This is a genomic window from Pseudomonas sp. LS.1a (genome assembly GCF_022533585.1).
Lineage (GTDB): Bacteria > Pseudomonadota > Gammaproteobacteria > Pseudomonadales > Pseudomonadaceae > Aquipseudomonas.
On record NZ_CP092827.1, the window covers coordinates 2,368,800 to 2,386,414 of the forward strand.

A 17,615-nucleotide genomic window follows, 5' to 3' on the forward strand; every position below is an offset into this window, starting at 1 on the left:
CCGTCATGCGTTGCATTCTGCTATTGCTGCTGTGCCTGGGCCTGCCGGCCTGGGCAGACCTGGACTATCGGCTCAAGCCCCGGCAGATCGCCGAGGGCACCTGGCTGCTGGAGGGCAGCACCGACAATTTTGCCAAGGATAACGGCGGCAATATCGTCAACACCGCGTTCATCGTCACCGACAGCGGGGTGGTGGTGATCGACAGTGGGCCGTCGAAACGCTACGGCGAAGCCATGCGCCAGGCCATTGCCGCCACCACCGACAAGCCGGTTGTCGAAGTGCTGCTGACCCATCATCACCCTGACCATGTGCTGGGCAACCAGGCCTTTGCCGATGTACCCATCGGCGCCCTGGCCGGTACCCGCGAGCTGTTGCGCCAGCAGGGCGAGGCCATGGCCGAGAACATGTACCGCCTGGTCGGCGACTGGATGCGCGGGACCGAGGTGGTGCTGCCGACCCGGGTGCTGGAGCCGGGTATTCATGAGGTGGGCGGGCACCGCCTGCGGCTGCTGGCGCTGGGCGGGCACACCGGTGCCGACCTGGCGATTCTGGATGAAAACACCGGCGTGCTGTTCGCCGGTGACCTGGTGTTTTACGAGCGCGCGCTGACCACGCCCAACAGCCCGGGGCTGGAGGTGTGGCTGAAGGACCTGGACACCTTGCAAGCGCTGCCCTGGAAGCAGCTGGTACCCGGGCATGGCCCGCTGGCCAGCGATGCCCGGCCGTTTGCCCAGATGCGTGACTACCTGGGCTGGCTGGATGGGCTGATGCGTGACGGCGCGGCGCGTGGCGACGACATGGCCGAGATGATCCGCAGCCCGATACCCGAACGGTTTGCCGGTATCAGCCTGACCCGTTACGAGCTGATTCGCAGTGTCAGCCACCTGTATCCCCGTTACGAACGCCAGCAGCTGCGGCGCTTGCCGTGAGATTTTCTGCGCCTTCGAGATCGAGCGCCGCCCGCGTGGCGCATCGCGAGCAAGCTCGCTCCTACATCTGTTTCGGGCCAGTAACGCCTGCGCCGACGCGCGCGACCGCCTTGCTTGTCCCTCTCGATATCGAGGTGAACGCCAAGAGACCGCGCGCCTCTGCCTCAGGATCAATTGGCCCGAAACAAATGTAGGAGCGAGCTTGCTCGCGATGCGCCGCGCGGGCGGCGCTCGATATGCGCACCAACCCAAATCCCAAGCCCCATACCAAGGAACTAGAAAACTCCGCACTGCGGGCAATTGTTGGCAAGCAGGTCGGGACCAAGAATTCCCGACACACCGGGAAGTTTTCCCGGATACAACAAAAAAACCAAAGGTAGCCGTCATGACCCGATCCCCACGTCGTCCCGTGTTCGCCTTGAGCCTGGTGCTCAGCGCCATGCTGCTTGCCGGCGCGGCCCACGCCGCTGTCAGCAATGAAGAAATTCTCCAGGACCCGAAGAACCCGCAGCAGATCGTGACCAATGGCCTGGGCGTGCAGGGCCAACGCTACAGCCCGCTGAACCTGCTCAATACCGACAACGTCAAGGACCTGCGACCGGTCTGGGCGTTTTCCTTTGGTGGCGAGAAGCAGCGCGGCCAGCAGGCCCAGCCGCTGGTCAAGGATGGGGTGATGTACCTGACCGGCTCCTACTCGCGGGTGTTCGCCGTGGACGCCCGTACCGGCAAGAAGCTGTGGCAATACGATGCGCGCCTGCCCGATGACATTCGCCCGTGCTGTGACGTGATCAACCGCGGCGTGGCACTGTACGGCGACCTGGTGTTCTTCGGCACCCTTGACGCCAAGCTGGTGGCGCTGAACAAGGACACCGGCAAGGTGGTATGGAGCAAGAAGGTGGCCGACCACAAGGAAGGTTACTCCATCAGTGCTGCGCCGATGATCGTCAACGGCAAGCTGATCACTGGCGTCGCCGGTGGCGAGTTTGGCGTGGTGGGCAAGATCCAGGCCTACAACCCGGAAAACGGCGAACTGCTGTGGATGCGCCCGACCGTGGAAGGGCACATGGGTTACGTGTACAAGGACGGCAAGGCGATCGAGAATGGCATTTCCGGCGGCGAGGCGGGCAAGACCTGGCCCGGCGACCTGTGGAAGACCGGCGGTGCGGCGCCATGGCTTGGCGGTTACTACGACCCGGAAACCAACCTGATCCTGTTCGGCACCGGCAACCCGGCACCGTGGAACTCGCACCTGCGCCCGGGCGACAACCTGTATTCCTCGTCGCGCCTGGCCCTGAACCCGGACGATGGCACCATCAAGTGGCACTTCCAGAGCACGCCGCATGACGGCTGGGACTTCGACGGCGTCAACGAGCTGATTTCGTTCAACTACAAGGACGGCGGCAAAGAGGTCAAGGCCGCCGCCACTGCCGACCGCAACGGCTTCTTCTACGTGCTGGACCGCACCAACGGCAAGTTCATCCGCGGCTTCCCCTTCGTCGACAAGATCACCTGGGCCACCGGCCTGGACAAGGATGGCCGGCCGATCTACAACGAAGCCAGCCGGCCGGGGGCGCCGGGTAGCGAGGCCAAGGGCAGTTCGGTGTTCGTCGCCCCGGCGTTCCTCGGTGCCAAGAACTGGATGCCGATGGCCTACAACAAGGACACCGGGCTGTTCTACGTGCCTTCCAACGAGTGGGGCATGGACATCTGGAACGAAGGCATCGCCTACAAGAAGGGCGCGGCGTTCCTCGGCGCCGGCTTCACCATCAAGCCGCTCAACGAAGACTACATCGGCGTGCTGCGCGCCATCGACCCGGTCAGCGGCAAGGAAGTGTGGCGCCACAAGAACTATGCGCCGCTGTGGGGCGGAGTGCTGACCACCAAGGGCAACCTGGTGTTCACCGGTACGCCGGAAGGCTTCCTGCAGGCGTTCAACGCCAAGACCGGCGACAAGGTCTGGGAGTTCCAGACCGGCTCCGGCGTGCTCGGCTCGCCAGTCACCTGGGAAATGGACGGCGAACAGTACGTTTCGGTGGTTTCCGGCTGGGGCGGTGCGGTGCCGCTGTGGGGCGGCGAAGTGGCCAAGCGGGTCAAGGATTTCAACCAGGGCGGCATGCTCTGGACCTTCAAGCTGCCCAAGCAACTGCAAACGGCAAGCGCCAGTCGCTAAGCCGACAGCCTGCCGCTTGCTGCCAGGGACCCTGCGGCAAGCGGCCCTACTACCAAATGACGAGAGCCCCGCTGCCAACGATGCATTCGCCCGGCAGGCGGGGCTTTTTACCATCGGCTCATCGCCTGTCGCTGGACAGGCATCGACCCACAGAGGCTCAGCATGATCTACGCACAACCCGGAACCCCAGGCGCCATCGTGTCCTTCAAGCCACGCTACGGCAATTTCATCAACGGTGAGTTCGTGCAGCCGCTGGGCGGCCAGTACTTCACCAACAGCTCGCCGGTCAACGGCCAGCCGATTGCCGAGTTCCCGCGCTCTGGCGCCCAGGACATCGAGCAGGCCCTGGACGCCGCCCATGCCGCTGCCGAGGCCTGGGGCAAGACCTCGGTGCAGGACCGTGCCCTGGTGCTGCTGAAGATCGCCGACCGTATCGAACAGAACCTGGAAGTACTGGCCGTTACCGAAAGCTGGGACAACGGCAAGGCCGTGCGCGAAACCCTCAATGCCGACGTGCCGCTGGCGGCGGACCACTTCCGCTACTTCGCCGGCTGCATCCGCGCCCAGGAAGGCGGCGCCGCCGAGATCAACGAAGGCACCGTTGCCTACCACATGCACGAACCGCTGGGCGTGGTCGGGCAGATCATCCCGTGGAACTTCCCGCTGCTGATGGCCGCCTGGAAACTCGCCCCGGCCCTGGCCGCAGGCAACTGCGTGGTGCTCAAGCCGGCGGAACAGACGCCACTGTCGATCACCATTTTCGCCGAGCTGATCGCCGACCTGCTACCGGCAGGCGTGCTGAACATCGTCCAGGGCTTTGGCCGCGAAGCCGGCGAGGCCCTGGCCACCAGCAAGCGCATCGCCAAGATCGCTTTCACCGGCTCCACCCCGGTGGGCTCGCATATCATGAAGTGCGCGGCCGAGAACATCATCCCGTCCACCGTCGAACTGGGCGGCAAGTCGCCGAACATCTTCTTCGAAGACATCATGCAGGCCGAGCCTGAGTTCATCGAAAAGGCAGCCGAAGGGTTGGTGCTGGCATTCTTCAACCAGGGCGAAGTGTGCACCTGCCCGTCGCGGGCGCTGATCCAGGAGTCGATCTACGAGCCGTTCATGGCCGAGGTGATGAAGAAGATCGCCAGGATTACCCGTGGCAACCCGCTGGACACCGCGACCATGGTCGGTGCCCAGGCCTCGGAGCAGCAATACGACAAGATCCTTTCCTACTTGCAGATTGCCCGGGAGGAGGGCGCGCAGCTGCTCACCGGTGGCGGTGCCGAGCGGCTCGACGGCGACCTGGCCAGCGGTTACTACATCCAGCCGACCCTGCTCAAGGGCAACAACAAGATGCGTGTGTTCCAGGAGGAAATCTTCGGCCCGGTGGTTGGCGTGACTACCTTCAAGGACGAAGCCGAAGCGCTGGCGATTGCCAACGACAGCGAGTTTGGCCTGGGTGCCGGGTTGTGGACCCGTGACATCAACCGTGCCTATCGCATGGGCCGTGGGATCAAGGCCGGGCGTGTGTGGACCAACTGCTACCACCTGTACCCGGCGCATGCGGCGTTCGGTGGCTACAAGAAGTCCGGGGTGGGCCGCGAGACGCACAAGATGATGCTCGATCACTACCAGCAGACCAAGAACCTGCTGGTGAGCTACGACATCAACCCGCTGGGCTTCTTCTAAACCGCGTCGCGGCCTTCGCGGGCTCGCCCGCTCCCACAGGTATTGCACTGGTCTTGAAACTTGTGCAGTCCCTGTGGGAGCGGGCGAGCCCGCGAAGAGGCCGGCACTGCCATGCACAAATCCACAGCAGCTCCGTATTACCCCTACCAACGCACCCCGCAAACCTGTCCCAAAGTAGCATTCGGCCCCGTCGCCCCTCGTGCATTAATGCCTCTACCGGAATCGCCCGGCACCAAGAAGAGGAATGCCCCATGTGGACTAAACCCGCCTTTACCGACCTGCGCATCGGCTTCGAAGTGACGATGTACTTCGCCAATCGTTGATGCCTGTCCGGCCATCGTAGCGATGGCCGGGTCTTTATAGCGCAAACCCCTTGTGAACCTGATCGATCGCAACCAAGCCCTGGCCTTGCGCAAAGGCTTCTGCCTGCGCTGGGAGCCGCACCAGGCGTGCCATGTGCTGCTGTACCCCGAGGGCATCATCGAGCTCAACGCCAGTGCCGGCTGGGTGCTCGAGTTGCTGGACGGCCAGCGCAGCGTGGCAGCGGTCATCGACCGCCTTGCACAGCGCTTCCCCGGTGTGCCGGGGCTCGACGAGGACATCCTGGCGTTTCTGGAGGTGGCCCGTGCCAAGTACTGGATCGAATGAGCGCTGGCCACGCTTTGGTCTGGTTGCTTTCGCTGCGGGATGCTTTACGCTGGCGGTTACCTTCCAGAACAATAAGAACAGGCTTTCCGATGAGCCAGAGTTTCAGCCCGCTTCGCAAGTTCGTTTCGCCTGAGATCATCTTTGGTGCCGGCTGCCGGCATAATGTCGCCAATTACGCCAAGACCTTCGGTGCGCGCAAGGTGCTGGTGGTCAGCGACCCCGGTGTGATTGCCGCTGGTTGGGTGGCGGACGTGGAGGCCAGCCTGCAGGCCCAGGGCATCGACTACTGCCTGTACAGCGCTGTATCGCCCAACCCACGGGTCGAAGAGGTGATGCTCGGCGCCGAGATCTACCGGCAAAACCACTGTGACGTGATTGTCGCGGTCGGCGGCGGCAGCCCGATGGATTGCGGCAAGGCCATCGGTATCGTGGTCGCCCACGGGCGCAGCATCCTCGAATTCGAAGGCGTGGACATGATCCGCGTGCCCAGCCCGCCGCTGATCCTGATTCCGACCACGGCCGGCACCTCGGCGGACGTGTCGCAGTTCGTGATCATTTCCAACCAGCAGGAACGCATGAAGTTCTCCATCGTCAGCAAGGCGGTGGTGCCGGACGTGTCGCTGATCGACCCGCAAACCACCCTGAGCATGGACCCGTTCCTGTCGGCCTGCACCGGCATCGATGCGCTGGTGCATGCCATCGAAGCCTTCGTCTCCACCGGCCACGGCCCGCTGACCGACCCCCATGCGCTGGAAGCCATGCGCCTGATCAACGGCAACCTGGTAGAAATGATCGCCAACCCCACCGATATCGCCCTGCGCGAGAAAATCATGCTGGGCAGCATGCAGGCGGGGCTGGCCTTTTCCAATGCGATCCTGGGGGCGGTCCACGCCATGTCGCACAGCCTGGGCGGGTTCCTCGACCTGCCGCATGGCTTGTGCAACGCGGTGCTGGTGGAGCACGTGGTGGCGTTCAACTACAGCTCGGCACCGGAGCGTTTCAAGGTGATTGCCGAAGTGCTGGGCATCGACTGCCGCGGCCTCAACCACCGGCAGATCTGCGGGCGCCTGGTGGAGCACCTGATCGCGCTGAAGCATGCCATTGGTTTCCATGAAACCCTGGGCCTGCACGGGGTGCGCACGGCCGATATCCCGTTCCTGTCGCAACATGCCATGGATGACCCGTGCATCCTCACCAACCCGCGTGCGTCGAGCCAGCGTGATGTCGAGGTCGTCTATGGCGAGGCCCTCTGACGAGCAGCAGCGGGCGCTGGCCGGGCTGCTGGGGCTGGGCGACCACTCGGCGCGCAAGAGCCATTACCCGGAGTTGGCGGCGCGCCTGGACGAGCTGGAGGCCGAACGCAACCGCTACAAATGGCTGTTCGAAAATGCCGTGCACGGGATTTTCCAGGCCAGCCTGCAAGACGGCATGCGCGCCGCCAACCCGGCGTTGGCACGCATGCTCGGTTACGACAACCCGCAAGCGTTGCTGTTTCCACTGACTGACCTTGCCGCCGACCTGTTTGCCGGCGGGCCTGAAGAGCTGCACGCCATCACCGCGACCCTCGCCCGTGAACGCAGCCTGCATGGCTATGAAACCCGCTTGCGGCGCAAGGACGGCAGCCACCTTGATGTGCTGATGAACCTGTTGCTCAAGCCCGGTCAGGAAGGGCTGGTGGAAGGGTTTGTCGCCGACATCACCGAACGCAAGCAGGCCCAGCAGCGGCTGCAGCAACTGAATGACGAACTCGAGCAACGGGTGGCCGCCCGCACCGATGAATTGCTGGAGGCCAACCGCAACCTGCAACAGCAGATCGCCGAGCGCAAACAGATCGCCCGCGCCCTGCGTGATGCCCGCGACGCCGCGGAAACCGCCAACCGCAGCAAGGACAAGTACCTCGCTGCCGCCAGCCATGACCTGCTGCAACCGCTGAATGCCGCGCGGCTGCTGATCTCGACCTTGCGCGAAAGGCCACTGCCAGAGGCGGAAAAAGTGCTGGTGGAGCGTACCCATCAGGCCCTGGAGGGCGCCGAAGACCTGCTGACCGACCTGCTGGACATTTCCCGGCTCGACCAGGCGGCAGTCAAGCCGGACGTGGCGCTGTACCGCCTCGACGAATTGTTCGGGCCACTGGTCTCGGAGTTCCGCTCGGTGGCCGATGCGGCCGGCCTGAAGCTGCGCGCGCGCATTGCCGACTATGCCATCAGCACCGATCTGCGGCTGATGACACGTATCCTGCGCAACTTTCTCAGCAACGCCTGCCGTTATACCGATGAGGGCAAAATTCTGCTGGGGGCCAGGCGCCGCGGCAGCCACTTGCGCCTGGAGGTGTGGGATACCGGGCGAGGCATTGCGGCAGATCGGCTGCAGGCCATTTTCCTCGAGTTCAATCAACTGGACGTTGGCCGCGCCGCCGATCGCAAGGGCGTGGGCCTGGGGCTGGCCATCGTGGAACGGATCGCCAAGATTCTCGGCTATCGGGTCGAGGTGCGCTCGTGGCCGGGGCGTGGCTCGATGTTCAGCATCGACGTGCCGATCGGCGAAGCGATGCCGCTGCCTGTTCACCAGGCTTCGCCGCAGCCGGGCGCCGGCAACCCGCTGCCAGGCCGCCGCCTGCTGGTACTGGACAATGAGGTGAGCATCCTCGAGAGCATGGGCGCACTGCTCGGGCAGTGGGGCTGCGAAGTGGTTACCGCGACCGACCAGGCCGGGGCCTTGCTGGCCTTGCAGGGGCAGGCACCGGAATTGATCCTGGCGGATTTTCACCTGGACCACGGCGTGGTCGGCTGCGAGGTGGTCAAGCACTTGCGCGAACATTTCGGCGTCGCCATTCCCGCGGTGATCATCACCGCCGACCGCAGCGATCAGTGCCGACGCGCCTTGAACAAGCTCGGTGCGCCGTTGCTGAACAAACCGGTCAAACCGGGGAAGTTGCGTGCGGTGTTGAGCCAGTTGCTGGGCCAGGCCTGAGGCCCGTCGCCGGCTAGCCAGGCTCCCATGGAACTGCACATGACTCATTGAATTAGCAGGGACTCTGTGGGAGCGGCTTTAGCCGCGAACACCGGCGCAGCCGGTGCCATGCACCGCGTTGGATGCATCGCGGCTAAAGCCGCTCCCACAGGGTACGCGTAGCGCTTGTGAATTCAGTTCTCTGCCGCTGTTGCCTGTGCTTCCAGCAGGGCTGTACCGAGCGTGTGGTGATAGTGCTCAGGGCCAAGCAGCCGCAAGATACCGGTCCTTTCCAGCTTGCCGAGCACCTTGCTGTTGGCTTCGCACAGTTTCACCACGATCTGGCGTTTGTGCAGTTGCTGGATCACTTCCTCCAGGGTTTGCAGACCCGTGATATCCATGAACGGCACCCGCTTCAGGCAGATCACCAGCAGCTCAGGGTCGGTATGCGTTTGTGACAGCGCGCGCTCGAAGGTTTCAGCGGCGCCAAAGAACAGCGGGCCTTCGATGGTGTACACCATCACGCCGGGGGGAAGCGATGTCTGGCCGTTGCTGTGCAGTTCACTGGCCAGTTCCTCTTCGACCACCTGTTGGACTTCGACGGACGATGCCATGCGGCGCATGAACTGAAGCATGGCGAGGATGACGCCGATATTCACGGCAATCACCAGGTCGCTGAACACCGTCAAGGTGAAGGTGACGAGCAGGATGGCGATGTCGGCTCTCGGTGCGCGTTGCAGCATGCGCTTGAAATGCTTCAACTCGCTCATGTTGTAGGCGACGACGAACAGAATCGCCGCCAGTGCGCAGAGTGGAATGTTCGACGCCAGCGGCGCGAGGAACAGAATGATCAGTACCAGCGTCACGGCATGGACGATGCCGGCCAGTGGCCCGGTAGCTCCATTGCGGATGTTGGTCGCTGTCCGGGCAATGGCCCCGGTGGCGGCAAACCCCCCGAATAGCGGCACGACCAGGTTGGCGACCCCTTGGCCGATCAGTTCCTGATTCGAGTCGTGCCTGGTCCCTGCCATGCCGTCGGCCACGACAGCAGAAAGCAACGATTCGATGGCCCCGAGCATGGCGATCGCGAAGGCCGGCCCGATCAGTTCGATCACGCGCGCGAGGGAAACCTCGGGCCAGGTGAGCGATGGCAAACCCTGTGGAATCGCGCCGAAGGCGGTGCCGATGGTAGCCACACCGTCAAAGTGGAACAGAGATTGAATGAGCGTCGCGAACACCATGGCTACCAGTGGCCCGGGCAGGCGTTTCAGCACGGGCAACCTTGGCGCAAGGACCAGCAGGGCAAGGCTGCAGGTTGCGAGCAGCGTCGTGGCAATGTGGAGGTCCGGCAGGGCTTGCAACAGATGCCATAGTTTTTCGTGGAAGTGCCCGCCTTCGATTTCGGGCAGACCGAAGAAATCCCGCCATTGCCCCACCCAGATGATGATGCCGATACCGGCGGTGAAACCCACGATCACCGGGTCGGGAATGAACTTGATGACTGCGCCCAGGCGGGTAATGCCAAGCACCAGCAGTATGGCGCCAGCCATCATCGTGGCCAGTTGCAAGCCTTCGACTCCGTACTTCGCCGTCACCCCTGCGAGGATCACGATGAATGCTCCGGTAGGCCCGGCGATTTGCAATCGACTGCCGCCCAGCAGGGAAACCAGCAACCCGCCTATGATTGCCGTGTAGATACCTTGCTCCGGCTTGACCCCGGACGCGATGGCGAAGGCCATGGCGAGGGGAAGCGCAACAACCCCAACGATAAGGCCGGATACAAGGTTGCGCATCCAGTGTTCACGTTTGAACAAGCCGGCTTTCCAGGCTTCGCGTACCGCGATCATTGCAGGCTCCTTGGTGGGTGCATGCACATAGTATTTAGCATGTCATGCGCAGGAGGAGCACCCAATGGTAAACCTGGGCCGCTGTTCGTGAGATGGGACACAGCGTCCCGGAATCCAGCCTGTCGTCAGTAAACCTGCTTTCGCCTCCAGTCAATGTACTAACCCGGCCTGGCGAACCATGCGCCCCTGCGCGGTTCCCTGGTCGTGTCCCGAGGTGCCGGATGGCTCCACTGATTTCGTATTTCAAGCTGGCCTTGAACCCTGGCCGTGGGGTGCTGTTCTTCGCACTGCGCACCATCGTTGCAGGCTTGCTGTGCCTCTACCTGGCGTTCATCTTCGACCTTGAGCAGCCGAAGTGGGCGCTGATGACCGTGATCATCATCAGCCTGTCGTTGGCCGGCATGGCCCTAAAACGCAGTTTTGCCCAGGTACTGGGCACCGCCGCGGGGGCAGCCATGGCGGTGGTTCTCATGGCCTTGTGGCAACCGCCTGCTGGCCAACGTCAACCCGAGTTACACCTGGGTCAAGCTTGCCCAGCGCATCCCGGTACGGCTGCGCCTTGAGCGCAGTGCCGACGCGCCCCCTTTGCGCGCGGGGACCACAGCCGCCGTCACCATTCTCGAGTAACAGGGGGCAGCGTTCATCAGGCAGAACGCTGCGGTGCATTTCATCGCCTATCGTCAGTTCAGGCGTGCATCTATCATTCAGGCTTTGCAGCCTGCGTTGCCAGGTGGCCACAGGCAATCGTCAATCAGGAGTTTCAATGGCAGAGCGAGCTATTCGCGCCTCTTTTGCAGGCGTGGCGTACGAGGTGAACGTGACAGACGGCCTGCACCAGTGGGCCAGCGATGTTGACGCGGCGGCAGGGGGCGGGGATGTCGGTCCGTCACCCCATGGGCTGTTGCTGTCTTCGCTCGGCGCCTGCACCTCCATCACGGTTGCCATGTACGCACATCGCAAGGAAATGCCGTTGCAAGCCATTGATGTGGATATCCGCATCGAGCAGGAACAACTGGGGCGCGAACCCCGGATCCAGATTGCCCGTGACATTCGTTTGAGCGGCCCGCTGAGCGATGAGCAACGCACGCGCTTGCTGGAAGTTGCCAATGCCTGCCCCATTCACAAGGTGTTGAGCGGCGAAATCATCATCGCCAGCAAGCTGGTTGGATGAAACAAGGTGCTGCATTGGGCAATCCACCGTGAGGCCTTCGCCTGATACGTCCACACGACGGTTGGTGGCTTCAAGATGCACCTGCACCTCAGGGTTTTCGGCCATGAAACGACTGTCCAGCCCACCTACGCGGTAGTGCAGCAGGGGGAGTGGGGCGTATCCTGCGGATCGTGCCCTGGGTTCTGCACGGGTAGTACCTGTGGGAGCGGCTTTAGCCGCGAATACCGGCGAAGCCGGTGCCAGACACTGCGGTGCCGTGGTGCTTAACTGCACCTCACACGTTTCCTGCGAAGGCACACCGTAGGAAACGTAATATGCCAGCCCCACGAGGATCGCCCCACCCACCGCATTCCCCAGGAACACGGCCACCAGGTTCTCCGCCAACTGCCCCAGCTCAAGTACCCGGCAAACCTTTGGCCCAGCTTCGAAGAGGGCGGCAAGCTACATGAGGCAATTTGACGCGGTCAAATCGATGGAATGGATGAGTTGACAGACCGCGTCGATGAGGCCCGCAGTTCAGCGCGCGTAGATCAGCTTCCCGGCAAACCAGGTCTGCAGCACATGGGTATCGCGCAGCGTTTCGGCATCGACGTCGAACACGTCCCGATCAACCACGATCATGTCGGCCTGCTTGCCGACCTTGAGTGAACCGGTCTGCTGCTCCAGACGCATGGCCCGGGCGGCGTTGAGGGTATAGGCCTGGAACATCACCTGACGGTCGATGGTTTCAGCCGCGTTGAGCACACCGTTGGGCCCCTTGCGGCTGATGGCCTGGTAGATCGCTTTCCAAGGGTCCGGGGTAGTGATCGGCCAGTCGCTGGCGCCAGCAAGGGTGGCGCCATGCTTGAGCAGCGACCGTGCCGGGAACGTGTGCATGAACGCCATGGCATCCACATACGGCTTGACCAGTTCCATGTTCGATTGGTCGGCGCTGGCCCAGTACAGCTGCATCGCGGCAATCACGTCGAGCTGTTTGAAGCGGGTGTATTCCCTGGGGTTGACCATCTGCAAGTGGGTGATGGAGTGGGGGATGCCGCTGTGGCGATCACGCCGGGCCTGCTCGATGCCGTTGAGTGCCTCGCGCACGGCGCGGTCGCCGATGGCATGCACGTGCACCAGCCAGCCACGGGCATCGGCGGCGCTGACCAATTCGCCAAAGTGCTGTGGGTCCAGCAGCAGTTCGCCGTGCTTTCCGGAATTGCTGTAGGGTTCGAGCATTGCCGCCGTTTGCGCTGGCGCTTCGGCAACACCGTCGGCAAACACCTTGATGCCCGGCAGGGTGAGGTTGTGCACACCGAGAAACTGCCGGCGGATCTTGTCCAGCTCGTCCAGGTCAGCGGGGCTTGCCCTGGAGTCAGCCATCAACAGGGCGGCGACGTGGGCGGTCAGTTCGCCGCGTGCGGAGAGGTCCTTGTACACCGGCAGCACGCCCAGCGAATGGTTGTTCACATCGGCCCCCGGCAACTCGTTGGTCAGTGGGTCCATCCAGCCGGTGATGCCCAGCTGTTTGTAGTAATCCAGGGCCATGCGCCCTGCGTTCAGCAGGGTGGCGTGGGGTAGCGCGGGGAGCAGGTCGGTCACCGGGTAGTAGCTGGCATCGGCGAGGAAACCGTTTGGTGTGCCGTCCGGGTGTTGGCCAATGGTGTTGCGTGCCTCGGCAGGCAGGGCAGCAATGGTGTCGGCATCGATTGCGGCGCGCTTGAGCATGGCCTGGTTGGCCCAGCCGGTGTGCATGTCGTTGGCGGCGAACAGGATCGGTTGCTCGGCCCATTCGCCGTGGTTGAAGCGCTGTTCCAGCGCCGGAATGTCATTCCAGTAGGTGCCCGGTACACCACCGACGACAAGGAACTCGCCGCGCACGGCCTTGCCGTCGCTGCGCCACTGGCGCAGGCGCCGTTCCAGTTCGTCCAGGGCAACCTGCTCGCCGGCGAGGTCGGCCAGCACCCGTTGCAGGCCACCCTTGATGGCATGCGAGTGGGCGTCGAGCATGCCCGGCATCAGCACCTTGCCACCCAGGTCGATGACCCGGGTGCCTTTGGCCTTCAGGCGTAGCACGGCCTGGTCGGAACCTACCGCGACGATTTTCTCGCCTTCGACGGCCACGGCCTGCTGCAAGGGCTGGCCGGGCTCGGCGGTGTAGACCTTGGCGTTGTGCAGGATCAGGTCCACTGCCGCGAAACCCGGCATGCAGGTGCAGGCCAGGCCGGCGCTGATTGCCATCTTCAGGAGCTGTTTCATGCTGTGCCTCGTTCTTGTCGTGATGGCGCCGCAGCCTAGCCAGGGGGCTAGGGCGGATAAAGGCGAGGGCAGGCACAACTTTTTTCGTGATGAGGAAAAAATCCCGAGCCCGTATTTGCCAAGGTGCAAGCAGCGGACCTTGCCGTGCCTATTCAAATCGCCGGCATTTGCGGGTTTGATAGGAGGGGCAGATACTCGCCACCCTCGCATCACTCCCACCGTTTGTGCCGAACAGGAAGAAACCATGGACAAGATGATGGCCCTGACCATCTTCGTCGCTGCCGCCGAACACGCCAGCTTCAGCCGTGCGGCCGAGCAACTGGGCAAGACGCCGTCGGCCATCACCAAGGCCGTCGCGCACCTGGAGAGCGAACTGGGCGTGCGGCTGTTCGAGCGCACTACCCGGCGCATGGCGCTGACCGAGGCGGGTACCTTGTACCTGGAAGGCGCGCGTCAGGCGTTGATGCACCTGCAACGGGTGACCGAGGAAGTGGAGCAGTTGCAGCACGCGCTGCGCGGCACCCTGCGCATTACCGCACCGCCGTCGTTCGGCCCGGCATTTCTCAACCAGGTGTGTTGCCGCTTCATGCGCGAGCACCCGCAGGTGCGCCTGGAGGTCAACCTCAACGATGCCAACGAAGACCTGATCGATGGTGGCTACGACCTGTCGCTGCGCGACGGCCCCACCGACCAGCCGGAGCTGATCGCCCAGCCGCTGATCGAGAACCGCGTGATCCTTTGCGCCAGCCCTGCCTACCTGGCCCGACATGGCGAGGCGATCACCCTGGAGAACTATGCCCAGCACGACTGGCTGCTGCTGCGCCACCCGCTGCTCAACCGCAGCTTCTGGTGGATCGAACACGGCGGCCAGACGCTGCGTGTGCGCCAGCCCACCCCCCGCCTGGTGAGCGACAACTTCGACTTCCTGCTGGCCTGCCTGCTCGATGGGCAGGGCTTGCAGTTCGTACCCACCTGGTGCGCCGCGCCCTACCTGGCCAACGGGCAACTGGTGGAGGTGATGCCTGATTACTGGCGGGCCCTGAGCGCGTTTGGCCCTTGGGTACACGTGCTGTACCTGCCGCACCGGCGCAATACCCGCAAGGTGCAGGCGTTCATTGCCTTGCTGCATGAACATTTGCACGGGCAGGGGGCGCAGGCGCTGGCGTGGGGCTGAATTTTTCCAGCGGGGCACAAAAGTTGTGCGGGTTGTGGCGATGATCGATCAGGGGGCGCCTCGTTAGGCTAGCGGTGCTTGCCTGACCACCCCGGCCTGTACCAGGAGTTCCCCGCCTTGAAGATCCACACCCATGTCAGCGACATCCACCACCCGCTCGAGCGCGGCCACCAGATTGGCGCGCGCTTCGCCGAACAGATCCGTACCACCACTGCACTGTACCTGGGCTTTTTCCCACGGGTTGGCGTGCCCTTGAGCGAGGCGCAACGCATCGGCGAAAACAGCCTGGCTGCCCTGGAAACCTGGAGCCCGGGCCTGGCCGCTGAAGTGGTCGGCATGGCCCGCGGTGCCGACCTGCCGCTGTGGCAACTGGCGAGCCTGAACGCGCGCACCGAAGTGCTGGCGGCCCGCACCCGCCACAGTGAATGCTCCACCACCGTGCATGCACCCCGTGGCGCGCGTGTGCCGCAGACCCTGCAGACCTGGGACTGGCATGACAGCCTGTGCCCCCATGGTCTGATGCTGGCGCTGCACACCGAACGCGGCATGCTCGTCAAACTGTTCTGCGAATTCGGCATGCTCGCCAAGCTGGGTGTGAACAGTGCGGGCCTCGGTCTGCACTTCAATATTCTCCACCATGCCAGTGACAACGACCATGGTGGTGTGCCGGTGCACGCCATCGCCCGGCGTCTGCTGGAGGAGGCCAGCAGTGTCGAGGAGGCCATCGAGCTTGCCCGGTCGGCGCGGGTCAGTGCCTCTACCGTGCTGACAGTGTTCTCGCGGCAGGACAGCAGCCCGCGCGCAGCCAGCATCGAACTGAGCCCCGCGCGCACTGCCCTGGTGCTGCCAGGAGAAGACGGCTGGCTGCTGCACACCAACCACTTCCTCGACCCACAACTGAGCCTGGGCGAGCAGGTCGCCGACCGTGCCGATAGCCAATGCCGCCTGGGCCACCTTGAGCAGGTGGTCGGCCAGATGGCCAGCGCTGACCTGCGTGCCCGGGCCGAGGCCATGTGCGGCGCCGAGGGCGACCGTGCGCCGATCTGCTTCCACCCGGACATGGCCATGCCCGATACCGAGCGCTGGGAAACCTTGCTCAGCGTCGGCATCGACACCGAACGCTGTGCCCTGCAGTACGTAGCCGGTACGCCTGTGCACCTGGCCAAGGCCGGCTTCGACACTTTCTGAGCCAACCCGGTGCCGCCAGCCAAGGCGGCACCGCCGAACGAGAACAACAACAATGCATGCGCACCATTCCCACCCTGCGTCATCCCGCTCCGCCTTGCGAACCTTCTGTGTCTCCGGCCTGGGGACGGCGCTGGAGTTCTACGACTTCATCATCTACGGCACTGCCGCTGCACTGGTGTTTCCCCAGGTGTTCTTCCCGCACATGGACCACCTGACCGCCACGCTGGTGGCCTTCAGCGCCTTCGGTGCGGGCTTTCTTGCCCGACCGTTGGGAGGGCTGGTGTTTGGCCACTTCGGTGACCGCATCGGCCGACAGAAGGTCCTGGTCGCGACCTTGCTGCTGATGGGCATGAGTACCTTCCTCATCGGCTGCCTGCCCGGCCATGCCAGCGTCGGCGTGGTCGCGCCGATCCTGCTGGTGCTGCTGCGCCTGGTCCAGGGTTTTGCGGCAGGCGGGGAGTGGGGGGGCGCCGCGCTGTTCGGCATCGAGTCTGCGCCACCGGGGCGGCGCGGGTTGTGGGGCAGCTTCACCAGCATGGGGATCGGCGTGGGGGGCATCCTCGGTGCTGGAGTGTTCGCCATCGTCAGCGCGGCCTTCGACGACAACCTGGTCGATTTCGCCTGGCGCATCCCGTTCTGGCTGGGTGGCACCTTGGTACTGATCGGCCTGTACGCGCGCCTGAGGGCGCCGGCAGCGGCCACTGCGTCACTGACCAAGCCCGTGCGTGCGCCGTTGGCCGAGGCCCTGCGCCAACGTCCGCGGCAGCTATTGTTGTGCACCGGGATCGCCTTCGGTTACTGCACCATCGCCTATATCGGCAGCACCTTCTTCCTGACGTACGCCACGCAGGTGGGTTTCGGCAGTACCGAGGCGCTGATGTTCGACCTGACGCTGTCGGTCGCCATCGTGCTGTCGGCACCGTTGTTCGGCTACCTGTCGGACCGCCTGGGGCGGCGCACGGTGATGAGCTTCGGCGCAGCGGCCATGGCCCTGGGGCTGTTCGTGTTCTTTTCCCTGGTGGGCATGAAGAGCTTCGCCATCGCCTTGTGCGCCTACAGCCTGACCGGCCTGCTGATGGGCGCGACCCAAGGGCCCATCCCGGCCTTCCTCGGCGAGCAGTTCCCGCGCAGCATGCGCTATTCGGGCATCTCGGCCAGCTATCAGGTCGGCGCCGCGCTGGGTGGCGGCACCGCCTCGAGCGTTGCCACGGCAATCCTGATCCTCACCGACCATGACCCGCTGGGCGTGGCGCTGTATGGCGCGGGGGCACTGGCACTGGTCGCGGTGTGCTCGCTGATGTTGCGCGAGACATCGCGCTTGAGCCTGGCGCAGATCGATGAGGAGGCGCCGGGGCATCAGGCGTCAGCGGCTTTGGGCACTCATTGACGGTACCTGTGCTGCCTGGCAGCACCCGGGCCGAGTTGCGGGCGCTGGCAGGCTGAAGGCGACAGACGGGTCGTTGGCTGCGCCTGGCGATCGGAATGGGGCTGTTTTTGGCCCGACTGATGGCACTTCAGACACGGCCCGCCGCAAAAGGGGAACTGCAAAATAGCGGAGTAGAGCATTCAAAGTCGCTTGTGAAGTTTGGATCCAGTTGCCGTGAAAACTTTCCATTCG

The 17,615-nt window shown here is 63.8% G+C and carries 13 protein-coding genes and 3 pseudogenes; 13 read left to right on the plus strand and 3 right to left on the minus strand.

Features of this window, described 5'->3' with window-relative positions; all coding sequences use genetic code 11:
• Nucleotides 1-5: 5 nt before the first annotated feature.
• From MKK04_RS10865 to MKK04_RS10895, 7 genes are all read left to right on the plus strand, one after another.
• Nucleotides 6-929, plus strand: a complete 924-nt coding sequence (locus MKK04_RS10865) for a quinoprotein relay system zinc metallohydrolase 1 (RefSeq protein ID WP_207830310.1) — start codon at nucleotides 6-8, stop codon at nucleotides 927-929.
• A gap of 385 nt (nucleotides 930-1,314) precedes the next feature.
• On the plus strand, nucleotides 1,315-3,099 hold the full coding sequence (pedH, locus tag MKK04_RS10870) for a PQQ-dependent alcohol dehydrogenase PedH (RefSeq protein ID WP_063913551.1): 1,785 nt from the start codon (nucleotides 1,315-1,317) through the stop codon (nucleotides 3,097-3,099).
• A gap of 162 nt (nucleotides 3,100-3,261) precedes the next feature.
• Nucleotides 3,262-4,782 (plus strand): acetaldehyde dehydrogenase ExaC, encoded by a 1,521-nt coding sequence (exaC, locus tag MKK04_RS10875; RefSeq protein WP_207830307.1) that lies wholly within the window; start codon nucleotides 3,262-3,264, stop codon nucleotides 4,780-4,782.
• 251 nt (nucleotides 4,783-5,033) lie between these two features.
• Nucleotides 5,034-5,105, plus strand: a complete 72-nt coding sequence (gene pqqA, locus MKK04_RS10880) for a pyrroloquinoline quinone precursor peptide PqqA (RefSeq protein ID WP_003253598.1) — start codon at nucleotides 5,034-5,036, stop codon at nucleotides 5,103-5,105.
• 52 nt (nucleotides 5,106-5,157) lie between these two features.
• The gene (gene pqqD / locus MKK04_RS10885) at nucleotides 5,158-5,430 is read left to right on the plus strand and encodes a pyrroloquinoline quinone biosynthesis peptide chaperone PqqD (protein ID WP_207830305.1); all 273 of its coding nucleotides are present in this window, start codon (nucleotides 5,158-5,160) and stop codon (nucleotides 5,428-5,430) included.
• An 89-nt stretch (nucleotides 5,431-5,519) separates the two neighbouring features.
• Entirely contained in the window at nucleotides 5,520-6,683 is a 1,164-nt protein-coding gene (gene ercA / locus MKK04_RS10890) for an alcohol dehydrogenase-like regulatory protein ErcA (RefSeq protein WP_063913548.1), read from the plus strand.
• The gene (locus MKK04_RS10895; protein ID WP_241106576.1) at nucleotides 6,667-8,400 is read left to right on the plus strand and encodes a PAS domain-containing hybrid sensor histidine kinase/response regulator; all 1,734 of its coding nucleotides are present in this window, start codon (nucleotides 6,667-6,669) and stop codon (nucleotides 8,398-8,400) included. The genes ercA and MKK04_RS10895 overlap by 17 nt, the downstream gene beginning before the upstream one ends.
• A gap of 173 nt (nucleotides 8,401-8,573) precedes the next feature.
• Here the strand turns inward: MKK04_RS10895 and MKK04_RS10900 are convergent, their stop codons facing one another.
• Nucleotides 8,574-10,226: a SulP family inorganic anion transporter gene (locus tag MKK04_RS10900; protein WP_233687497.1), complete on the minus strand. Its 1,653-nt coding sequence runs from the start codon at nucleotides 10,224-10,226 to the stop codon at nucleotides 8,574-8,576.
• 221 nt (nucleotides 10,227-10,447) lie between these two features.
• On the opposite strand from MKK04_RS10900, the pseudogene MKK04_RS10905 reads away from it, so the two are divergent.
• From MKK04_RS10905 to MKK04_RS10915, 3 genes and pseudogenes are all read left to right on the plus strand, one after another.
• Nucleotides 10,448-10,708 (plus strand): annotated as a pseudogene (locus tag MKK04_RS10905) (FUSC family protein); the annotation flags it as partial.
• Nucleotides 10,707-10,853: pseudogene (locus MKK04_RS10910) on the plus strand (HlyD family secretion protein); the annotation flags it as partial. The pseudogenes MKK04_RS10905 and MKK04_RS10910, both read left to right, overlap by 2 nt.
• Before the next feature lie 136 nt (nucleotides 10,854-10,989).
• The gene (locus MKK04_RS10915; RefSeq protein WP_233687496.1) at nucleotides 10,990-11,397 is read left to right on the plus strand and encodes an OsmC family protein; all 408 of its coding nucleotides are present in this window, start codon (nucleotides 10,990-10,992) and stop codon (nucleotides 11,395-11,397) included.
• A gap of 308 nt (nucleotides 11,398-11,705) precedes the next feature.
• Here the strand turns inward: MKK04_RS10915 and MKK04_RS26655 are convergent.
• A pseudogene (locus MKK04_RS26655) lies at nucleotides 11,706-11,807 on the minus strand (formate/nitrite transporter family protein); the annotation flags it as partial.
• A gap of 106 nt (nucleotides 11,808-11,913) precedes the next feature.
• Nucleotides 11,914-13,635: an amidohydrolase gene (locus tag MKK04_RS10920; RefSeq protein ID WP_241106577.1), complete on the minus strand. Its 1,722-nt coding sequence runs from the start codon at nucleotides 13,633-13,635 to the stop codon at nucleotides 11,914-11,916.
• Between the two features lie 244 nt (nucleotides 13,636-13,879).
• Here MKK04_RS10920 and MKK04_RS10925 point away from each other — a divergent pair, with 244 nt between their 5' ends.
• From MKK04_RS10925 to MKK04_RS10935, 3 genes are all read left to right on the plus strand, one after another.
• Nucleotides 13,880-14,809: a LysR family transcriptional regulator gene (locus tag MKK04_RS10925; protein ID WP_207830294.1), complete on the plus strand. Its 930-nt coding sequence runs from the start codon at nucleotides 13,880-13,882 to the stop codon at nucleotides 14,807-14,809.
• A gap of 117 nt (nucleotides 14,810-14,926) precedes the next feature.
• Nucleotides 14,927-15,997 carry a C45 family autoproteolytic acyltransferase/hydolase gene (locus MKK04_RS10930; RefSeq protein WP_241106798.1) on the plus strand — a complete coding sequence of 357 codons (1,071 nt, stop codon included), beginning with the start codon at nucleotides 14,927-14,929 and terminating at the stop codon, nucleotides 15,995-15,997.
• 52 nt (nucleotides 15,998-16,049) lie between these two features.
• On the plus strand, nucleotides 16,050-17,384 hold the full coding sequence (locus MKK04_RS10935) for an MFS transporter (RefSeq protein WP_241106578.1): 1,335 nt from the start codon (nucleotides 16,050-16,052) through the stop codon (nucleotides 17,382-17,384).
• Nucleotides 17,385-17,615: the final 231 nt, after the last annotated feature.

Bases quoted from the DNA above. Each gene is read 5' to 3' on its own strand.
- MKK04_RS10865 (WP_207830310.1), top strand. From the start codon at position 6: ATGCGTTGCATTCTGCTATTGCTGCTGTGCCTGGGCCTGCCGGCCTGG.
- pedH (WP_063913551.1), top strand. From the start codon at position 1,315: ATGACCCGATCCCCACGTCGTCCCGTGTTCGCCTTGAGCCTGGTGCTC.
- exaC (WP_207830307.1), top strand. From the start codon at position 3,262: ATGATCTACGCACAACCCGGAACCCCAGGCGCCATCGTGTCCTTCAAG.
- ercA (WP_063913548.1), top strand. From the start codon at position 5,520: ATGAGCCAGAGTTTCAGCCCGCTTCGCAAGTTCGTTTCGCCTGAGATC.
- MKK04_RS10895 (WP_241106576.1), top strand. From the start codon at position 6,667: ATGGCGAGGCCCTCTGACGAGCAGCAGCGGGCGCTGGCCGGGCTGCTG.
- MKK04_RS10900 (WP_233687497.1), bottom strand. From the start codon at position 10,226: ATGATCGCGGTACGCGAAGCCTGGAAAGCCGGCTTGTTCAAACGTGAA.
- MKK04_RS10915 (WP_233687496.1), top strand. From the start codon at position 10,990: ATGGCAGAGCGAGCTATTCGCGCCTCTTTTGCAGGCGTGGCGTACGAG.
- MKK04_RS10920 (WP_241106577.1), bottom strand. From the start codon at position 13,635: ATGAAACAGCTCCTGAAGATGGCAATCAGCGCCGGCCTGGCCTGCACC.
- MKK04_RS10925 (WP_207830294.1), top strand. From the start codon at position 13,880: ATGGACAAGATGATGGCCCTGACCATCTTCGTCGCTGCCGCCGAACAC.
- MKK04_RS10935 (WP_241106578.1), top strand. From the start codon at position 16,050: ATGCATGCGCACCATTCCCACCCTGCGTCATCCCGCTCCGCCTTGCGA.